The organism is Pseudomonas sp. B21-041 (assembly GCF_024748675.1).
In the GTDB taxonomy this organism is placed as follows: Bacteria; Pseudomonadota; Gammaproteobacteria; order Pseudomonadales; family Pseudomonadaceae; genus Aquipseudomonas; species Aquipseudomonas neuropathica.
Genome location: NZ_CP087175.1, coordinates 5,233,991 through 5,251,843 on the forward strand (window position 1 = coordinate 5,233,991; position 17,853 = coordinate 5,251,843).

Annotated in this window: 17 protein-coding genes; 8 read left to right on the forward strand and 9 right to left on the reverse strand. The window is 57.8% G+C overall.

Annotated elements, in window-relative coordinates; all coding sequences use genetic code 11:
• The first annotated feature begins 7 nt into the window (after positions 1–7).
• The 4 genes from LOY43_RS23180 to LOY43_RS23195 all read left to right on the forward strand — a co-directional run bounded on the left by LOY43_RS23180 (position 8) and on the right by LOY43_RS23195 (position 3,726).
• On the forward strand, positions 8–466 hold the full coding sequence (locus LOY43_RS23180; RefSeq protein WP_256579889.1) for a hypothetical protein: 459 nt from the start codon (positions 8–10) through the stop codon (positions 464–466).
• Between the two features lie 115 nt (positions 467–581).
• Complete coding sequence (locus tag LOY43_RS23185) at positions 582–1,319, forward strand: hypothetical protein (protein WP_258708795.1); 738 nt, start codon at positions 582–584, stop codon at positions 1,317–1,319.
• A 71-nt stretch (positions 1,320–1,390) separates the two neighbouring features.
• A complete protein-coding gene (locus LOY43_RS23190) occupies positions 1,391–3,310 on the forward strand; it encodes an alkaline phosphatase D family protein (protein WP_258708796.1) in 1,920 nt (639 codons plus the stop codon).
• 212 nt (positions 3,311–3,522) lie between these two features.
• Positions 3,523–3,726 carry a prevent-host-death protein gene (locus LOY43_RS23195; RefSeq protein WP_258709946.1) on the forward strand — a complete coding sequence of 68 codons (204 nt, stop codon included), beginning with the start codon at positions 3,523–3,525 and terminating at the stop codon, positions 3,724–3,726.
• A gap of 6 nt (positions 3,727–3,732) precedes the next feature.
• On the opposite strand, the gene LOY43_RS23200 is transcribed toward LOY43_RS23195, so the two are convergent.
• Positions 3,733–4,902 carry an aspartate aminotransferase family protein gene (locus LOY43_RS23200; protein ID WP_258708797.1) on the reverse strand — a complete coding sequence of 390 codons (1,170 nt, stop codon included), beginning with the start codon at positions 4,900–4,902 and terminating at the stop codon, positions 3,733–3,735.
• Positions 4,903–5,004: 102 nt separating this feature from the next.
• On the opposite strand from LOY43_RS23200, the gene LOY43_RS23205 reads away from it, so the two are divergent.
• The 3 genes from LOY43_RS23205 (at position 5,005) to LOY43_RS23215 (ending at position 7,204) form a co-directional block, all read left to right on the forward strand.
• Complete coding sequence (locus LOY43_RS23205; RefSeq protein ID WP_095048380.1) at positions 5,005–5,910, forward strand: LysR family transcriptional regulator; 906 nt, start codon at positions 5,005–5,007, stop codon at positions 5,908–5,910.
• A gap of 54 nt (positions 5,911–5,964) precedes the next feature.
• Entirely contained in the window at positions 5,965–6,369 is a 405-nt protein-coding gene (locus tag LOY43_RS23210) for a GNAT family N-acetyltransferase (protein WP_095125931.1), read from the forward strand.
• Between the two features lie 133 nt (positions 6,370–6,502).
• On the forward strand, positions 6,503–7,204 hold the full coding sequence (locus tag LOY43_RS23215; RefSeq protein ID WP_095125932.1) for a hypothetical protein: 702 nt from the start codon (positions 6,503–6,505) through the stop codon (positions 7,202–7,204).
• A gap of 301 nt (positions 7,205–7,505) precedes the next feature.
• On the opposite strand, the gene LOY43_RS23220 is transcribed toward LOY43_RS23215, so the two are convergent.
• From LOY43_RS23220 to hmpA, 8 genes are all read right to left on the reverse strand, one after another.
• Positions 7,506–7,997 (reverse strand): RidA family protein, encoded by a 492-nt coding sequence (locus LOY43_RS23220; protein ID WP_007916938.1) that lies wholly within the window; start codon positions 7,995–7,997, stop codon positions 7,506–7,508.
• Positions 7,998–8,385: 388 nt separating this feature from the next.
• A complete protein-coding gene (gene cyoE, locus LOY43_RS23225; protein WP_007916939.1) occupies positions 8,386–9,273 on the reverse strand; it encodes a heme o synthase in 888 nt (295 codons plus the stop codon).
• An 11-nt stretch (positions 9,274–9,284) separates the two neighbouring features.
• Positions 9,285–9,620 (reverse strand): cytochrome o ubiquinol oxidase subunit IV, encoded by a 336-nt coding sequence (gene cyoD, locus LOY43_RS23230; protein ID WP_007916940.1) that lies wholly within the window; start codon positions 9,618–9,620, stop codon positions 9,285–9,287.
• Entirely contained in the window at positions 9,620–10,243 is a 624-nt protein-coding gene (gene cyoC / locus LOY43_RS23235) for a cytochrome o ubiquinol oxidase subunit III (protein WP_034156084.1), read from the reverse strand. The genes cyoD and cyoC overlap by 1 nt, the downstream gene beginning before the upstream one ends.
• A gap of 3 nt (positions 10,244–10,246) precedes the next feature.
• On the reverse strand, positions 10,247–12,277 hold the full coding sequence (cyoB, locus tag LOY43_RS23240) for a cytochrome o ubiquinol oxidase subunit I (protein ID WP_007916945.1): 2,031 nt from the start codon (positions 12,275–12,277) through the stop codon (positions 10,247–10,249).
• 3 nt (positions 12,278–12,280) lie between these two features.
• Positions 12,281–13,222: a ubiquinol oxidase subunit II gene (gene cyoA / locus LOY43_RS23245; protein ID WP_007916947.1), complete on the reverse strand. Its 942-nt coding sequence runs from the start codon at positions 13,220–13,222 to the stop codon at positions 12,281–12,283.
• A gap of 825 nt (positions 13,223–14,047) precedes the next feature.
• A complete protein-coding gene (locus LOY43_RS23250; protein WP_025109264.1) occupies positions 14,048–14,557 on the reverse strand; it encodes a disulfide bond formation protein B in 510 nt (169 codons plus the stop codon).
• Between the two features lie 237 nt (positions 14,558–14,794).
• On the reverse strand, positions 14,795–15,976 hold the full coding sequence (gene hmpA, locus LOY43_RS23255; RefSeq protein ID WP_258708798.1) for an NO-inducible flavohemoprotein: 1,182 nt from the start codon (positions 15,974–15,976) through the stop codon (positions 14,795–14,797).
• 164 nt (positions 15,977–16,140) lie between these two features.
• Between hmpA and norR the strand changes: the two genes are divergently transcribed.
• Complete coding sequence (gene norR / locus LOY43_RS23260) at positions 16,141–17,700, forward strand: nitric oxide reductase transcriptional regulator NorR (protein ID WP_095050664.1); 1,560 nt, start codon at positions 16,141–16,143, stop codon at positions 17,698–17,700.
• Positions 17,701–17,853: the final 153 nt, after the last annotated feature.

The following is a 17,853-nucleotide window of genomic DNA, read 5'->3' on the forward strand; positions in this document are numbered from 1 at the left end:
AAGAGCGATGGCGCGACGCTACTATTTTGCTATCTTGCCGTCCACTGCCAGTAACGAGGTCGCCAGCTCCTCGATGGAGTCAATTTTCAGAGGGAGAAACACCTTGATGGCCGTGTTGTACTTTTTCGTCTGGGCAGCCATTTGGGCTTGGGTCGTGCAGACCCGTGGTGCCTGGAACCTGATCCTCGCCAACCTGGCGGGTGCCGCCAGCGGCTTCATCGTTGCAATGATTTTTTCGGTGGTCTGTTCAGGCCTTTTCCCTTCGCACGTGTCTCCCTCACCGGAAAATCTTGCCAGTAGCGTGTTGCAAATGATCACCACGTTCGGCGTGTTGGCGGGCGTCTGGATGTGGCTGGTCAGGCGCCCTCGGCCAGAGCATCCGTTGGCTCGCCAACTTTTCGCTGGCATCTGTGGGTTGGCTGCGGGTGTGACGACGCTGGCGTTTTTCGCGCTCAATTTTCACTGAGCACTGCTATCGCCACTGGCATTACACGTCTGTTTTGTTATCTTGCCGCCCATCGTCAGCGTTCACCTTGGGCGTGCGTTGATTTCAGGTTTTGAAGGTTTAAGGAAAGGATCAAATGGAGTTTCTGCGTTTTCTGGCGATTGTCGCGGTGTGGGGGTTCATGTGGCGCTGGGTGGTCAAGAACCGTGGCAGCTGGAATATTTTCTACGGCAACATCGTCGGCGCAGCGGGTGGTTTCATTGTCGCGATGGTAGTGCTGTCGATCACGTTGTCGTTGTTTCCTTCGTCGCATGACTACGAAGCGGCGCAGGCTGAAAACACGCAAGTCATCGAGCCGACCTCCCTATTGCCTGAAGCCGAGGCAGTCACACCCGCTGCCGAACTGAAGGATGCGCCGGCTTTTGCTGCCATCGAGCCGGATGACAAGCCCTCTCCCGCCGACTCCGCACTGTTGCCGAATTACGCCAGCCGGGCGCCGAAATCAATCGGGTTACAGACCGTGCTGGATCAAAGCGACTATCAGGGGCGCATGGCCCTGGCAGCGCTGAACAAGAAATTGCGCGGCGACGCACAGGCCGACAAGTCGATGATCGCGTATGTCATGTGCAGCCCGTTTGTGACCAGCACGTTGCGCTTCCCCGCTTCGGCGCGTTTTGCTGACAGCAAGGCACTGGTCAGCCACCGCTTCAAGGATCAGGTCTACACCTTCAACAACACCGTCACCGCGCGCAACATGAACGGCGACGATGTCACCTACCGTTTCGATTGCTCCGTGCAAGAGCAGCCGCGAGTTGACGCGCTGCCTGCGCAATGGCGTTTGTTGGCGCTGAAAGTGCAAAAAGCCGACTCTTAAGGCTTATTTAAGGGATCAAGGCGCCGCCTGCGCTATCATCGCCGGCCTGTGCGCCTTGAGCTTTGCCCTCGATGTCCTCGACACCCGCTGACCTGATCCCGCTGCCTCCTGTCCTGGCCGGCCCGCTGTTGCGACGGCTGGAGCCAACGCGCGTGGTCATGTGGCTGGTCGGCACGCGGCCACTGGCGCTGACCTTGCGCCTGCAAGGTGTAGGAGACATTCCTCTCGACGCCGGGAAATGCGCCGTCATTCCCGTAGGTCGTCAGGCGTTTGTTCATCTCATCGATGTTTCTCTCGACAGCGCCCTGCCCTGCGATACACGTATCGACTATGACCTGCTGATCGACAATGCAGAGGGCATCGCCGACTGGGCACCGCATCTGCTGTACGGCGATGCAACCAGTCCGAACTTCGTCCTGCGCTCACGGATCGATCAACTGCTACACGGCTCCTGCCGCAAACCGCATCACCCGGCGGCGGATGGTTTGCTTTGCGTCGACCAATTATTGGCAACGGAAACCGATCCACAACAACGCCCCGCCCTGTTGATGATGAGCGGCGATCAGGTCTACGCCGACGACGTGGCCGGCCCGATGTTGCGGGCGATTCATGCCTTGATCGAACGCCTTGGCCTGTTTGACGAACACCTCGAAGGCGCCGTGGTCAGCGACAGCGCCAAGCTCTACAAACACCCGGCCAGTTACTACCACCGTGCGGATTTGTTACCGGCGCTGGAGAGCAACGAGACATTGCGCGAGCGATTTTTCGGCGGTGCGCGTAAGCCGATTTTCACCAGCAGCAGTGCTGACAATCACCTGGTGACGTTCGCCGAAGTCATGGCGATGTACCTGCTGGTGTGGTCGCCGACGCCTTGGTCGCTGATCGATCCGCAAGCGCCCGAACTGACGCCCGAACGCCTCAAGCGCTACACCCTCGAACAGACCCGCATCGACGCGTTCAAGGCTGGATTGGACAAGGTCGCCCGCGCGCTCGCGCATCTGCCGAGCCTGATGATTTTCGACGATCACGACATCACCGATGACTGGAACCTGTCCGCGCAATGGGAGGAAACGGCCTACGGCCATCCGTTCTCCAAACGCATCATCGGCAACGCGTTGATCGCCTATATGTTGTGTCAGGGCTGGGGCAACAATCCCGATGCCTTCAAGGATGTCTTGGAGAAAACACTGGGACTGAGCGCCAGCGGTGATGACCAGTATCTCGACAGCCCGGTGCAAGATGCTCTGATCGATGATTTGCTGCGCTTTCAGCAATGGCATTTCGTCCTGCCGAGCAGTCCGGCGCTGGTAGTCATCGACACCCGTACCCGCCGCTGGCGCAGCGAGCTGGCGCTCAAACAACCCTCGGGCCTGCTCGATTGGGAGGCGTTGAGCGAACTGCAGCAGGAACTGCTCGATCACCCGTCAGCGATCATCGTTTCCCCGGCGCCGATCTTCGGCGTGAAGCTGATTGAAACCGTGCAAAAAGTCTTCAGTTGGTGCGGTTTTCCACTGCTGGTCGACGCGGAAAACTGGATGGCCCATCGCGGTGCGGCGCAGGTGATCCTGAATATTTTCCGCCACTCGCGCACACCGGGTAACTACGTGGTGCTGTCGGGCGATGTGCATTATTCCTTCGTCTACGAAGTACTTATCCGACACCGCAAGGCCGGGCCGCGAATCTGGCAGATCACCAGCAGCGGGATCAAAAACGAGTTTCCGAAAACCCTGCTGGAATGGTTCGACCGCCTCAACCGCTGGCTCTACTCGCCACGCTCACCGCTGAACTGGTTCACCAAACGCCGACGCATGCGCATCGTGCCGTATACGCCGGAACATGCTGAGGCAGGTGAACGCTTATGGAATTCGGCGGGGATCGGTCAGGTGTTTTTCAATGAACAGGGGCAGCCGCGCGAGATCATTCAGCACAATTCGAATGGCAAGGCGAAGACACGGATGCTGGCGCCGGATCTGGCGGATTATCCGGACTAGCCATAGTTTTTTCCTACACCGGGAATGCCGAATGCCGAATGCCGACAACGCGGCGGTTTCTCACTGCCCGAGACAGTGGACAAGGATTACAACCTTCTCAGAAACGTCTCCAGAGTTCTTAAGTGATACTGAACGTGCTCGCAGTAAGCCCTTCTGCGAAACAACCACTAGTAGGTGTCGCCTTGTCATCCTGTACTCACCTCCATACGTTCTTGGCATCCAGCGAGGATCGAGAGCTAACTTCGCAATCTCGGCAAGAATCTAAGCCTGTCGTGATGATGCCTCTTGGCGAGAACAACACACTCGAAGAAACAGCCTACTTGATGCGCTCACCCGCAAACGCCGACCGGTTGATCAGATCGATCGGCGAAATGCGCGCAGGAAAAGCCAAAGTCAGACATTTGATCGAAGAGTGAAAATCGTCATAACTGAACGACGCATCCCACACCTCTGACAATCATCTCCACCTCCCGCTCATCAATCGTCAACGGTGGCAGCAGCCGTATCGTCTTGCCCCGCGTGACGTTGATCAACAGCCCATGATCCCGCGCCGCGATCAGGGTCAGATCACGCACCGGTTGTTTCAGCTCGATACCAATCATCAAACCCTGACCACGAATCGCCAGCACGTTGGGATTGTCCGCGAGCTCTGCGCGCAGGCGAGTTAATAGCCGTTCCCCCTGAATCCGGGCGTTTTCCAGCAGGCCCTGTTCTTCGATGATGTCCAGCACCGTGCAACCGACCCGACACGCCAGCGGATTGCCGCCGAAGGTGCTGCCATGGCTCCCGGGCGTAAACAGATCCGCCACCCTGCCCCGGGCCAGGCACGCGCCGATCGGCACGCCATTGCCCAGTCCTTTGGCCAATGTCATGACATCCGGGACGATGCCTTCATGTTGGAACGCAAACCAGCGGCCGGTGCGGCCGATACCGGTCTGGATCTCGTCGAGCATCAGTAGCCACGCGTGACGATTGCACAGTTCGCGCAGGGCTTTCAGGTAGCCGGGCGGCGCCAGTTGTACTCCGCTTTCGCCCTGGATTGGCTCGACCAGAATCGCCACGATCCGCTCGCCATGCTTTTGCTGCACCTGTTCCAGCGCTGCGAGATCACCGAACGGCACTTTGAGGAAATCCCCCGGCAACTCGTTGAAACCCAGGCGCACCGCCGGGCCGTCACTGGCCGACAGAGTGCCAAGTGTGCGGCCATGGAACGCGTTGGCCATGACCACCACCAGCGGCTGTTCGATGCCTTTGCGCCAGCCGTACAAACGCGCCAGTTTCAGCGCTGTTTCATTGGCCTCGGCACCGGAGTTATTGAAGAACGCCCGCTCCATCCCCGACAGCTCGGTCAGCCGTTTGGCCAGTTGCTGCTGCCAGTCGATGCTGTACAGATTCGACGTGTGCAGCAGCAATCCCGCCTGCTCGCTGATCGCTGAAACGATCCGCGGGTGCGAGTGGCCGACGTTGGTCACCGCGACACCGGCAACCGCATCCAGATACTCGCGACCGGCCTGATCCCACAGGCGAGTGCCCAGGCCTTTGGTGAAACTCAGGGCTAGCGGTTGGTAGGTGTTCATCAGGGCGGCGGTCATGACTTCAAACTCCAGTGCAGGTCGGTGTGCTGGCAGTATGGTTAGCCACCGAAACTGGATAAACTCGGCAAAACTTCATTCATTTAAAAGCTGAGCTTGATAATGGACCTGTTCCAGTCGATGAGCGTGTACGTCAAAGTCGTCGAAGCCGGGAGCATGACGGCGGCCGCGTTGCAGTGCGATATGTCGACGACCATGGTTGGCAATCATTTGCGCGCGCTAGAGCAACGGCTGGGTGTGCAACTGCTGCAACGCACGACCCGACGCCAGCGCCTCACCGAATTTGGTAGCGTTTATTACCAGCGATGCCTGGAAGTGTTGGGATTGGTCGCCGATTCCGAACGCCTCGCCGAGCAGACCCTCGATCAACCCCGAGGCATGCTGCGCCTCACCGCGCCGCTGACGTTCGGCGTTGAACGGCTGGCGCCGGCGCTAAGTGAATTTTCACTGCTTTATCCACAGGTCAAACTCGATGTGGTGTTGACCAACACCCGTCCCGATCTACTGGAAAGCGGCCTCGATGTCGCGTTTCGGCTGGGCAATTTCGAGCAGTCCAACCTGATCGCCCGGCCCTTGATCGACTACACCCTGACCGCGTGCGCGTCGCCGCAATACGTCGCCCGGCGCGGCATGCCGAAAACGCCGGAAGACTTGCAACAACACGACTGCCTATCGTTCGCCTATCCCGCCGGTGACGACTGGCAATCGGTGGAAAAGCGCTGGCGCCTCAGCGGCCCCGACGGGGAGATCATGGTCGACGTCAGCGGGCCTATGCTGATCAACAGCTCCGCCGGGCTGCATCAGGCTGCCCGCACCGGCATGGGCATCGTGATGCTGCCGGATGCGCTGGTGGAGCAAGACCTGCGCGAAGGCCGACTGGTGAAAGTGATCGCCGATTTCCAGCCACCCAGCAGACCGATGCATCTGCTGTATGCGCCGGATCGCTATCGCTTGCCGAAACTTCGTCGTTTCGTAGAGTTTGTCATGCAGCGCTGGGGGAAGTCCTGACGTCACCTGCACCAGCCACCCAGGAAGAATCGCTGACAAGGAGCCGAACAGCAGATGAACAACACACTCAACGTACGCAATTTGCAGCCCGCCGAAACGCAATCGGTGAGGCAGTTTCTCGGGCAGCATGGCTGGGGCCATCGCACCGGCTCAGCTGAACACTTCGCCCGGTTGATCGAGCACTCTCAGCGCACGGCCGTCGCCGTCAAGGGTGAGCGCATCATCGGTTTCGCTCGCGGGATCACCGATGGCTTGTCCAACGGCTACCTGTCGATGGTGGTGGTCGATGACCAGCATCGGCGTGCAGGGATTGGCCGCGCACTGGTCGAGCACATCATGGGCGACAACCCGGATATCACGTGGGTGCTGCGTGCCGGGCGCGAGGGCGCTGAGGCTTTCTTCGTCAGCCTGGGTTTCGAGACCTCGGTGATTGCCATGGAACGGCCGCGCCTGAAATAGCGCACGCCGGGAAAAAACTCGACCGGCAGACCGTTGCTCCGTGACAACGCCGCCGCGCTCCCCTAAATTAGTCGGCCTGAAAAAGCCCTCGGTTTTCTCATCTCCACTCAAGTTAAAAAGTAGTGAAATTTCAATGTCCGATTTCAACACCGCTGAATCCGTAGTCACCGAATCGTCCAAAGCGGAATACGAAAACTCCATCAATCTTTCACAACACCTGCCACAAGCCAAAATCATCAGCGAGATGGTCCTGGACGCGTTCCAGTCGACCCGCGAAAGCGACCAGATCCGCGAGCTGCGCGCGGCGATCCGTCAGGCTCACGACAGCTTCGATGACGACAAGGCCTACGAGCTGATGGGCCAGCTCAAGGCGCTGAAAGACGCTGAAGCGGCGGACCTCGCCGCCCTTGAAGACCTCAGCAGCAAGTTCTCGATCGGCCGCATTCTGTCCAGCTTCAAGGACGATCCGGCGTTCCAGGAAATCGTTTATGGCCTGGCCCTCAAGGTGCTGAACCAGACCCATCAGGCGATCAGCAATCCGAGCGGCGGCAAGAGCAAAGCGGCGAAGAAGAAAGAAGTCGAAATCTTCACCATCAGCAAGGACGGCATCAGCGTGACCTTGCCACTGCGCACGCCACGCTCGCGCCTGAACGTTGACCGTGCAGCGCTGGAGTTCCTCGGCTTCACCTTCGTCGGTGAAGGTGAGGAAGCGGAACTGGAAAGCGAAGTCTTCGTTGATAATGCGGGTACAGAGCAGGCAGTGAACCGCAAGAACATCATCACCGCATTGCAACAGCAGACTGCGTTTGATGGCTATAGCATCGCCGCGCAGTAATCCGCAGCGCTGTACGAAAAAGCCCTGCACTGAGATTCAGTGCAGGGCTTTTTGGTTTTCGGCTGGGGATTAGTGGAATGGCGTAAATCCCATCCCCTCATCGGAACGCCGCCCGCCCAGCCCTCTCCCGAGGGAGAGGGAGCCGATTTGCGGATATTGTGGAAGTTCGCCGAAATGAAAGTGCGGTGCCGAATCCACAATCGCCTCAATCTCTCAGGTCGATGTATAGCGCAAGACACCTCGGTCAGTCCCCTCTCCCTCTGGGAGAGGGCTAGGGTGAGGGCAAGCCGTCAAACCACCCTCAAGCCGAAGGATGCAACGCTACAATCATGTCCACTTCAATCGCTGCGTTCTTCGGCAACTGATACACACCGACCGTGGTGCGCGTATGCCGGCCAGCATCGCCGAGCACATGACTGAACACGTCCGACGCACCGTTGGCCACTTCGCTCAGGTCAACGAAATCCGGCGTCGACTTCACGTAAACAGTGACCCGCAACAACGCCTTGATCTTGTCCAGCGAACCGACGGCATCGACGATCAGCGCCAGGCAACGCATCGCACTGATGCTCGCGGCGGCTTGCGCATCCTTGAGGGTCAACTCCAGGCCGACACGCCCCGGGTACTGAATCTTGCCGTTAGTGCGCGGCACCATGCCGCTGATGTACAGCTCATCATGATGACGGATCAGCGGCGCGTAATTGCCGCCGGCGGTGTTCTCACCATAGATGTCGTAGTTCAGCTCTTGGGCCAGGGCAATAAAACGCTCGTCGCAGGTCATCCTCTCAGTCATTTCGCCCAGCCTTTTGATCAGTGCATGAAGAAGCTCGAATCACGGCAGTAAAACACCGAAAAAATGGCTTGGTGCTATCACTGTCGGGGTTGGATCCAAATCTAGGGGTTTTGAACTCCACTCGCAACCCTCACCCTAGCCCTCTCCCATAGGGAGAGGGAACCGAACGCAGGATATTGACGACATACACCGACCTGAACGCACTTTACCGAATCCATAATCGCCACGACTTTGCAGGTCGGCGGTGGACTCGAGACAACTCGGTCGGCCCCCTCTCCCTCTGGGAGAGGGCTGGGCGGGCGGCGTTCCGATGAGGGGCTTTACGCCAGGCAACAAAAAACCCCGCACATCTCTCAATGTGCGGGGTTTTTCTTCAAGCCTTTGAGCCTTACGGCGCGTACGTCAGCAGCAGCTCTGCGGGCACCTTGAAGTCCAGGGACATCATGACGCTCAACGCAGTAATGGTGAAGATCGAGAACACGAACAGCTTACGTGCCCAGACCGTGTCATCCACTGCCTTGTAGCCGGTCCAGGCCATGTACAACCAGTACATGCCCATGGCCGCAGCCACCGCGAGATAGCTCATGCCAGCGTAACCGCTGAAGGTCAGCATCAAGGTCGCTACGAGGAACGCCAGGATGTAGAGCAGGATGTGCTTCTTGGCCACTTGGATCCCGCGCTTCACTGGCAACACCGGAATCGATGCGGCCAGGTAATCGTTGAAGCGGAAGATCGCGATGGCGTAGGAATGCGGCATCTGCCACAGGCTGAACATCACCAGCAACGTCAGCGCGGCCATGTCGAAGCTGTTGGTTACGGCAACGTAACCGATCACTGGCGGCATGGCGCCCGACAGACTGCCCACCAGCGTGCCGTGAACCGACTTGCGCTTGAGGTACAGGCTATAGAAGCCGACGTAGATGATGAAGCCGATCACCGCGAACAAAGCGGCCAACGGATTGGCCACCTTGTACAACAACGCAACGCCGAGAACACCAAGGATGGTCGCGTAGACCAGGGCCAGTTTCAGGGAGATCAAGCCCTGCACCAGCACCCGGTTTTTAGTGCGTTCCATCTTCAGGTCGATGTCGCGGTCGATGCAGTTGTTGAACACGCAACCGGAGGCAACAACCAGGGATGTACCGATCATGGCAGCCAGAAACACCGCCAGATCCACATGCCCTTTCGAGGCCAGGAAAAACCCGCCTGCCACAGAAAGCACGTTACCGAAAATGATCCCCGGTTTGGTGATTTGGATAAAGTGCTTGAGCGACATCGGGTCTTACCTCACTTCGCCATCATGTAGGTGTGGATGCTGAACATGATCCACAACGACAGGCCAACCAGCAGCACGATCACAATGGCCGTAAAGACAAACGCGATCACGTTGTTACGCTGAGCAATGGAACGGTCCAGGTGCAGGAAGTAATACAGGTGAACAATCACCTGGATTACTGCGAACAACAGAACGATTGCCAGCGTGGTGGCCTTCGGCAGGCTCGGGTACATCACCAGACCGAATGGAATCACGGTCAGGATCACCGACAGGATGAAGCCAATGGCGTACGACTTTACGCTGCCGTGGCCAGCATCATGGCTGTCATGGGAGTGTGCATTAGCCATTACAGAGTCCCCATCAGGTAAACAACGGTGAATACGCAGATCCACACCACGTCCAGGAAGTGCCAGAACAGGCTCAGGCAGCTCAGACGGGTCTTGTTGGTCGCCGTCAGGCCGTGCTTGTTGACCTGGTACATCATGATGCCCATCCAGATCAGACCCGCAGATACGTGCAGACCGTGGGTACCGACCAGGGTGAAGAACGCGGACAGGAAGCCCGAACGGCTAGGACCGAAGCCCTCGGAGATCAGCAGGTGGAACTCGTTGATCTCCATGGCGATAAAGCCTGCGCCCAGTAGGAAGGTCATGAACAACCAACCCAGAACCTGCTGCTTCTTGCCTTTGAACAACGCCAGCATGGCGAAGCCGTAGGTGATCGAACTGAACAACAGCAGAGCGGTTTCGCCCAGCACGTATGGCAGTTCGAAGATGTCGTGGCCCGACGGGCCACCGGCAACGTTGTTTACCAGTACTGCGTACACCGCGAAGATCGACGCAAACAGAATGCAGTCGGTCATCAGGTAGAGCCAGAAACCGTATACGGTCATCTCGCCCGAGTCGTGGTGATGGTCATCGTGCCCATGGTCACCATGGGCGTGTCCAACATTGGTCACTAAGTTCGACATGGTTTAAGCCTGTTCCAACGAGGTTTCAACACGGGTGGCACCGGCCGGGATTTTCCCTGCCGCAACCAGACGCTTGTGCTGCTCGGCTTCGATACGCTCGATCGTTTCAACCGGAACCATATAGCCCTGGTCGTCACGTGCAGCGTGGATCACGAAGTAGATGACGGTGCCGGCCAGGCTGGCGATCGCCAACCACCAGATGTGCCAGATCATCGCGAAACCGAAGACGGTCAACAGTGCGCCCATCACCACGCCAGTGGCGGTGTTGTTCGGCATGTGGATCGGCTCGTACTTGGCCGGACGCTGGTACGCAGTACCGTTTTCCTTGGCTTCAGTGAACGGGTCGATGCAGTCAGCCTTAGGCAGCACAGCAAAGTTGTAGAACGGAGGTGGCGACGAGGTCGACCATTCCAGGGTGTGTGCATTCCACGGGTCACCGTGATCGCAAACGTTCTCTGGCTTGTTACGGTCACGCACGCTCACATAGAGCTGGATCAGCTGGCAGGCAATACCCACAGCGATCATCACCGCACCGAACATGGCAACGTACAGGTACGGTACCCACTCAGGGTTGGTGGTGGCGTTCAGACGACGGGTCATGCCCATGAAGCCCAGTGCATAGAGCGGCATGAACGCGACGAAGAAGCCCGAGATCCAGAACCAGAACGCTGCTTTACCCCAGCCTTCGTGCAGCTTGAAGCCGAACGCTTTCGGGAAGTAGAACGCGAAACCAGCGATGTAACCGAATACCGCACCGCCGATGATCACGTTGTGGAAGTGCGCGATCACGAACAGGCTGTTGTGCAGAACGAAGTCAGCACCCGGGATGGCCAGCAGTACGCCGGTCATGCCGCCGATGGCGAAGGTCACCATGAAGCCCAGAGTCCACAGAACCTGGCTAGTGAAACGCAGACGGCCCTGGTAGATGGTGAACAGCCAGTTGAATAGCTTCACACCCGTCGGGATGGAAATCAGCATCGTCGCCAGACCGAAGAAGGCGTTGACGCTGGCACCCGAACCCATGGTGAAGAAGTGGTGCAGCCAAACCATGAAGCCCAGTACCGAGATCGCGCCCGAAGCGTAGATCATCGAGTGGTGGCCGAACAGTTTCTTGCCGGTGAACGCCGAGATCACTTCCGAGAAGATGCCGAATGCCGGCAGGATCAGGATGTAAACCTCAGGGTGGCCCCAGGCCCAGAACAGGTTGACGTACATCATTGGATTGCCACCAAGTTCATTGGTGAAAATGTGGAAATCCATGTAACGGTCAAGGGTCAGCAGTGCCAGGGTAGCGGTCAGGATCGGGAACGAAGCCACGATCAGAACGTTTGCCCAGGTGCAGGTCCAGGTGAAGATCGGCATGTCCATCAGTTTCATGCCAGGGGTACGCATTTTCAGTACGGTCGCGAGGAAGTTAACCCCCGTTAGCGTCGTACCTAACCCGGATAGCTGTAGCGCCCAGATGTAGTAGTCCATGCCCACGCCAGGGCTGTATTGCAGACCCGACAATGGTGGATAGGCAACCCAACCGGTCTTGGCGAATTCGCCGACGCCCAGGGACAGGTTGATCAGCACTACGCCGGAAACCAGCAGCCAGAAGCTCAGGGAGTTCAGGAACGGGAACGCAACGTCACGCGCGCCGATCTGCAGCGGCACTGCAAGGTTCATCAGGCCGGTGAAGAATGGCATCGCCATGAAGATGATCATGATCACACCGTGAGCGGTGAAGATCTGGTCATAGTGTTCAGGTGGCAGGTAGCCAGGCGAACCCTCGGTGGCCATAGCCAACTGGGTACGCATCATGATGGCGTCGGCAAAACCGCGCAGCAGCATGACCATGGCAACGATGATGTACATCACGCCGATTTTCTTGTGGTCGACCGAAGTCAGCCACTCGGTCCACAAGTAGGTCCACTTCTTGAAGTAGGTGATTGCAGCGAACAGCGCCAGACCACCGAGGGCGATCATGGCGATGGTCACCATCACGATCGGCTCGTGGAATGGGACTGCTTCCCAACTTAATTTACCAAACATCGTTTACTCCTCTGCCCCGGCAGCTGAATGCGAACTCGAGTCAATTTCCGTGGCCGCCACTTCTTTCTCTTTCTTCTCGTGCTTCAGCGGCTTGCCCGGCTTCATACCTTCGTACTTGTCGACGATGATCTGGAACTGGTTCGGCGTGACCGAGGAGTAGAGCTCGACTGGGTTGTTCTGGCTCGGTTTGGCAAGGGCCGCGTATTCAGCTTGATCAAGCTGTTTAGGTGACTTCTTGACTTCACTTACCCAGGCATCGAAATCTTCCTGAGTGGTGGAGATAGCCTTGAATTTCATACCGGTGAAACCCGCGCCGCTGTAGTTGGCGGAGATACCGTCCATTTCAGCGTTGCGGTCAGCGATCAGGTGCAGCTTGGTCTGCATGCCCGCCATCGCGTAGATCTGGCCGCCCAGACCCGGGATGAAGAACGAGTTCATCACAGCGTCAGAGGTGATCTTGAAGTTGATTGGCGTATGCGCCGGGAACACGATCTTGTTGACCGTGGCGATACCTTGTTCCGGGTAGATGAACAGCCACTTCCAGTCCAGCGCAACGACTTCGATGGTCACTGGCTTGACGTCGGATTGAATCGGACGATACGGGTCCAGTTCGTGGGTCGAAATGTAGGTGATGTAACCCAGGGCAATGATGATCAGGACCGGGATGGTCCAGACTGCCACTTCGATTTTGGTCGAGTGCGACCATTTCGGGGTGTAGACGGCGTTCTTGTTCGACGCGCGGTACTTCCAGGCGAACAGGAAGGTCATGACGATAACCGGCACAACGACCAACAGCATCAGCAGGGTCGCGGTGATGATCAGGTTTCGCTGTTCCAGGCCAACCTGGCCCGTTGGATTGAGCAAGGTCATGTTGCAGCCTCCCAGCAACAACGTGCCGAGCAGCGGCACTAGGCCTAGTAATCTGGGGTACCTGTTTTTACTCATCTCACGACCTCTAAAGCAGCTTGCGCAATGCAGTTGGGTTTTGATCGCCAACACTTCACCCTGCCAAGGGTTGGCATTTTCTTTGGATTGAATAAGGGCCGCCCGTCGCGCGTCAGACGCTCGACAAAACCTGGGACAGCGGTCAGTTCTTATTCGAATTCGTGGTCAAAGGCCTTGTTACAGACCAATTCCATTTGGTGCGGAAAGTTGGAAGGCACCGACACCTGGGTGTCTTGAAAGCCTTTCGACTCACTCGACACCCGACTTCCTGCTCGCCTCCTTAATAAAGGCTGAACAGTGCCGGGAATTCAGTGCGGGCGATTGTAGATAGGTAGCGCCCTATACACCATGTCTTATCCCGAAATAATTTTTATCCGTTCGAGCAACAATGCATCGCCATTTTTGCAAAAGTTCCACATGTTATCGAAATAGATTCTCAACAAAAACACCAAAAAATGTAGGTGTACCCGCGTCAGTTCAGACAGCTCCGAAGGCTATTTCCGAACGCTGGAACAGCGCAAAGCCCGATAACCCAAGGCTTTTGGCCATATACCCGCGCTTGTTAAAACTGCCTGCTCTGGCACTCGCGTGCTAAAGCCGAAAAACCCGGAAACTGACCAATCCTTTTTTGTAACAACGGCCGATTCCGCGTCACTCAATGGCCCTGCGACATGGCGCGTGTGACAACATGTCGCACACTTGCCACACCCTTCCTTGCCACCCGTCACGGTGTTTTCACAAACACCGTGAAAAGCAAAACGCCCCGATTGGCTGATCCGCAAATCGAGGCGTTTTCTGTATCGGCCAGACAGCCGATTAGTTGACTCAGCGCAGTGCTTTTCGGTTACGCGAGGTCAGCAGCGGCACCAGGATCACCACCAGCACGAACGCCACCAGTGCCCATTGTGCCAACGACAAGCCAAGGATCGGCGGGTACGGCGTCGAGCAGAAACCGTCAACCTGGAAGCCCAGCGGGAAGATCTTCGCCAGCGGCAGATCATCGACAATCGGCTGCAGCACATCGATGCCGCAACTCACCGCCGGATAGAACTGGGTGTACACGTGATGCCCGGCCACACCGGCCCCGGCAATCGCACAAATCACCACCAACACCTCGAAAACGGTGATGCTGCGACGGGTGCGCATGGCCGCGCCGATGAACGCGAACAGCGCGATCAGCAGCAACGCATAGCGCTGCAAGATGCACAGTGGGCACGGCGCTTCGCCGAGCACGATCTGCATATATAGAGCGCCACCGATCAGCGCCAGGCAGATGATCCCCAACAGCACCAGAAAGCGCCGCTCACGGCCCAACCGAATCGTTTCCTCGCTCATCGCGTTTCCCTTTTATGTCCATGGTTCAACCGGCTCGCGGCTGAAGGTTGTCGCAAGTCTACACCGGGGGAATAAACGATAAAGCGGTTAAGAAACGATTAACCTTTTAAACAGAATTTAAGAATCGAGACCGCATAACGGCCTTCGCGAGCAGGCTCGCTCCCACATTGGATCTGCGTCGAACACAAATCCTGTGGGAGCGAGCCTGCTCGCGAATGAAGGTGACTCGGTTCTGGATTATTCCAAAGCCGCAGCCGGCCCAAAAAACTCATAACGGCTCTGCTGCTCCGGCACACCCAGCGCTTTCAAATGCCGCTTGATCGCCCCCATGAAACCCTTCGGCCCAAGGAAGTAGGCGTCGACATCACGCTGAGCCGGCAACCACTCGCCCAGCAACTCCTGACTCAACATCCCGACCTTATCCGCCGCCGGACTCACACCGTCATCCTCGGCGTAGCAATAAAAACGCTTGAGTTGCGGATGACGCTCAGCCAACTCATCAATCCAGTTGCGGAACGCATGCACGCTGCCATTGCGCGCGCAGTGGATAAAGTGCACCGGACGCTCGGTTTCCAGCGCGGCTTCAAGCATCGCCAGAGTTGGCGTGATGCCGACGCCGCCGCTGATCAACACCAACGGCTTGTCGCTCGCGGTCAAAGTGAACTCACCCGATGGTGGGAACAGCTGAATGCTGGCGCCAACCTGCAGTTGATCGTGCAAGTGGTTGGAGGCACGGCCACCCGGTTCGCGTTTGACGCTGATGCGGTACTGACCGTTGTTCGCCAGTGCCGACAGCGAGTAGTTGCGGCGGATCTCCTCGCCATCGAGGATCAGCTTCATGCCGATGTACTGACCCGGTTCGGCCGCGAGAATCGGACCTTTGTCGGCCGGCTCAAAGTAGAACGAAATGATTTCCGCGCTCTCCTCGACCCTGGCCGCGACGATGAATTCACGCGCTCCGCGCCAGCCGCCGACGGCTTGTTCCTTCTGGTCGTAGATCGCGGTTTCGGCGCCGATCAGAATGTCCGCCAGTTGACCGTACGCCGCGCCCCAGGCGCTCATCACTTCTGGCGTGGCGATCTCTTCGCCGAGCACTTCGGAAATAGCGCGGAGCAGACAGGCACCGACAATCGGATAATGTTCAGGGAGGATCTGCAGTGCAACATGCTTGTTGATGATCTTCGCCACCAGATCACCCAACTGGTCGAGCTGATCGATGTGCCGCGCGTACATCAACACGCCGTTGGCCAAGGCGCGCGGTTGATCACCGCTGGCCTGGTGCGCCTGGTTGAACAGCGGGCGGACTTCAGGGTATTCGGCGAGCATCATGCGGTAGAAGTGCGTGATCAGCGCTTCACCGCCGCTTTCCAACAGAGGCACGGTGGATTTGACGATGGCACGATCCTGAACGCTAAGCATAAGGTTGACTCCTGAGCTTCTTTGAAAAGTTACCTTAGGGTTATCAGATTCCGTGCCAACTTATTTTTTCATATAACTCAATAACTTAATAACGATGTAGTCATAACGACCCAAAGGCCTTTATAGTCATCCCGACTACATCTTGTCTCTTTGACTACAAGACCATGACCGCCAAATCCCTGCTCACCGCCCTGCTGCCTTTAGTTTCCGATTTGTCCCGCGAACTGCCCGAGGGCGAGCGTTATCGACGCCTGCTCGAAGCCATGCGCGCCCTGCTGCCCTGTGATGCAGCAGCGTTGTTGCGTCTCGATGGTGAATCGCTGGTGCCGCTGGCCGTGGACGGTTTAAGTACGGACACCCTCGGTCGGCGCTTCAAAGTCAGCGAGCACCCGCGTTTCGAAATGCTCCTCAGCGGAGCCGGACCCACGCGCTTCGCCGCCGACAGCGACTTGCCCGATCCTTATGACGGTCTCGTCGACGGACTCGACGAGCATCTGGAGGTTCACGATTGCCTCGGCTGTCCTTTATTTGTCGATGAAAAACTCTGGGGCCTGATCACCCTCGACGCTCTCGACCCCGAGCGTTTCGAACCGATCGAACTCGACGCCCTGCAAGCCTTCGCCAGCCTCGCCTCGGCCACGGTCAACGCCGCCGAACGTATAGAACGTCTGGCCAATCGCGCAGAAGACGAGCACCAGCGCGCCGAAGTTTATCGTCAGGCCAGCGGCCAGCAGAACCGCGAAATGATCGGCCAGAGCAAGGCGCTGAAAAAACTGGTGGAGGAAATCAATCTGGTCGGCGGCAGCGATCTGACGGTGTTGATCACCGGGGAAACCGGCGTCGGCAAAGAACTGGTCGCCCAAGCGATTCACGCCGCCTCTCCCCGCGCCGAAAAACCAATCATCAGCCTCAACTGCGCCGCCCTGCCCGACACGCTGGTAGAAAGCGAACTGTTCGGCCACGTGCGCGGCGCCTTCACCGGCGCCACCAGCGACCGACGCGGCAAGTTCGAACTGGCCAATGGCGGTACGTTGTTTCTCGATGAAGTCGGTGAATTGTCGCTGACCGTGCAGGCGAAATTGCTCCGCGTTTTGCAGAGCGGCCAGTTGCAACGTTTGGGCTCGGACAAGGAGCATCAGGTCGATGTGCGCCTGATTGCCGCGACCAACCGTGACCTGGCCGAAGAAGTACGCAGCGGTCGCTATCGCGCCGACTTCTACCATCGCCTGAGCGTGTACCCGCTGCGCGTACCGGCGCTGCGTGAGCGCGGTCGCGATGTGTTGTTGCTCAGCGGCTTCTTTCTTGAGCAGAACCGTTCACGCATGGGTCTCAACAGCCTGCGCCTGAGCAGCGACGCCCAGGAGGCGTTGCTCGCCTACACGTGGCCGGGCAATGTGCGTGAACTGGAACACTTGATCGGGCGCAGTGCGTTGAAGGCGCTGGGCAACTGCAAGGTGCGGCCGAAGATTCTCAGTTTGAGCGCGGCGGATCTGGATTTGCCGCGCGAGGTTGTGGATAACTCGGTTGAGGCGGTTGCCGGAGTTGTGGCTGAGATGCCGCTGATTAGCGGGGATCTGCGCAGTGCGACCGAGCAATATCAGCGGCGTTTGATCAGTGCGGCGCTGGAGCGTAATCAAGATAACTGGGCGAGTGCGGCGCGGGAGTTGGGGCTGGACCGAGCCAACCTCGGCCGCATGGCCAAACGACTAGGCATGAAGAGCTAAAAGCACACCCTCACCCTCTCCCAAAGGGAGAGGGGACTGATTGGGGGACATTGCAGAATTCCGCCGACGTGATTGATCTTTACCGAATCCATAATCGACTCGGTCATTCAGGTCGATGTACAACGCCAGACACCTCGGTCGGCCCCCTCTCCC

Coding starts and splice junctions, on each gene's coding strand:
- LOY43_RS23205 (WP_095048380.1), top strand. CDS start 5,005: ATGGACCTGTTCCAGTCGATGAGCGTGTACGTCAAAGTCGTCGAAGCC.
- norR (WP_095050664.1), top strand. CDS start 16,141: ATGACCGCCAAATCCCTGCTCACCGCCCTGCTGCCTTTAGTTTCCGAT.
- cyoA (WP_007916947.1), bottom strand. CDS start 13,222: ATGAGTAAAAACAGGTACCCCAGATTACTAGGCCTAGTGCCGCTGCTC.
- cyoC (WP_034156084.1), bottom strand. CDS start 10,243: ATGTCGAACTTAGTGACCAATGTTGGACACGCCCATGGTGACCATGGG.
- LOY43_RS23190 (WP_258708796.1), top strand. CDS start 1,391: ATGTCCTCGACACCCGCTGACCTGATCCCGCTGCCTCCTGTCCTGGCC.
- LOY43_RS23220 (WP_007916938.1), bottom strand. CDS start 7,997: ATGACTGAGAGGATGACCTGCGACGAGCGTTTTATTGCCCTGGCCCAA.
- hmpA (WP_258708798.1), bottom strand. CDS start 15,976: ATGCTTAGCGTTCAGGATCGTGCCATCGTCAAATCCACCGTGCCTCTG.
- LOY43_RS23215 (WP_095125932.1), top strand. CDS start 6,503: ATGTCCGATTTCAACACCGCTGAATCCGTAGTCACCGAATCGTCCAAA.
- cyoE (WP_007916939.1), bottom strand. CDS start 9,273: ATGTCGCTCAAGCACTTTATCCAAATCACCAAACCGGGGATCATTTTC.
- cyoB (WP_007916945.1), bottom strand. CDS start 12,277: ATGTTTGGTAAATTAAGTTGGGAAGCAGTCCCATTCCACGAGCCGATC.
- LOY43_RS23210 (WP_095125931.1), top strand. CDS start 5,965: ATGAACAACACACTCAACGTACGCAATTTGCAGCCCGCCGAAACGCAA.
- LOY43_RS23180 (WP_256579889.1), top strand. CDS start 8: ATGGCGCGACGCTACTATTTTGCTATCTTGCCGTCCACTGCCAGTAAC.
- LOY43_RS23250 (WP_025109264.1), bottom strand. CDS start 14,557: ATGAGCGAGGAAACGATTCGGTTGGGCCGTGAGCGGCGCTTTCTGGTG.
- LOY43_RS23200 (WP_258708797.1), bottom strand. CDS start 4,902: ATGACCGCCGCCCTGATGAACACCTACCAACCGCTAGCCCTGAGTTTC.
- cyoD (WP_007916940.1), bottom strand. CDS start 9,620: ATGGCTAATGCACACTCCCATGACAGCCATGATGCTGGCCACGGCAGC.
- LOY43_RS23185 (WP_258708795.1), top strand. CDS start 582: ATGGAGTTTCTGCGTTTTCTGGCGATTGTCGCGGTGTGGGGGTTCATG.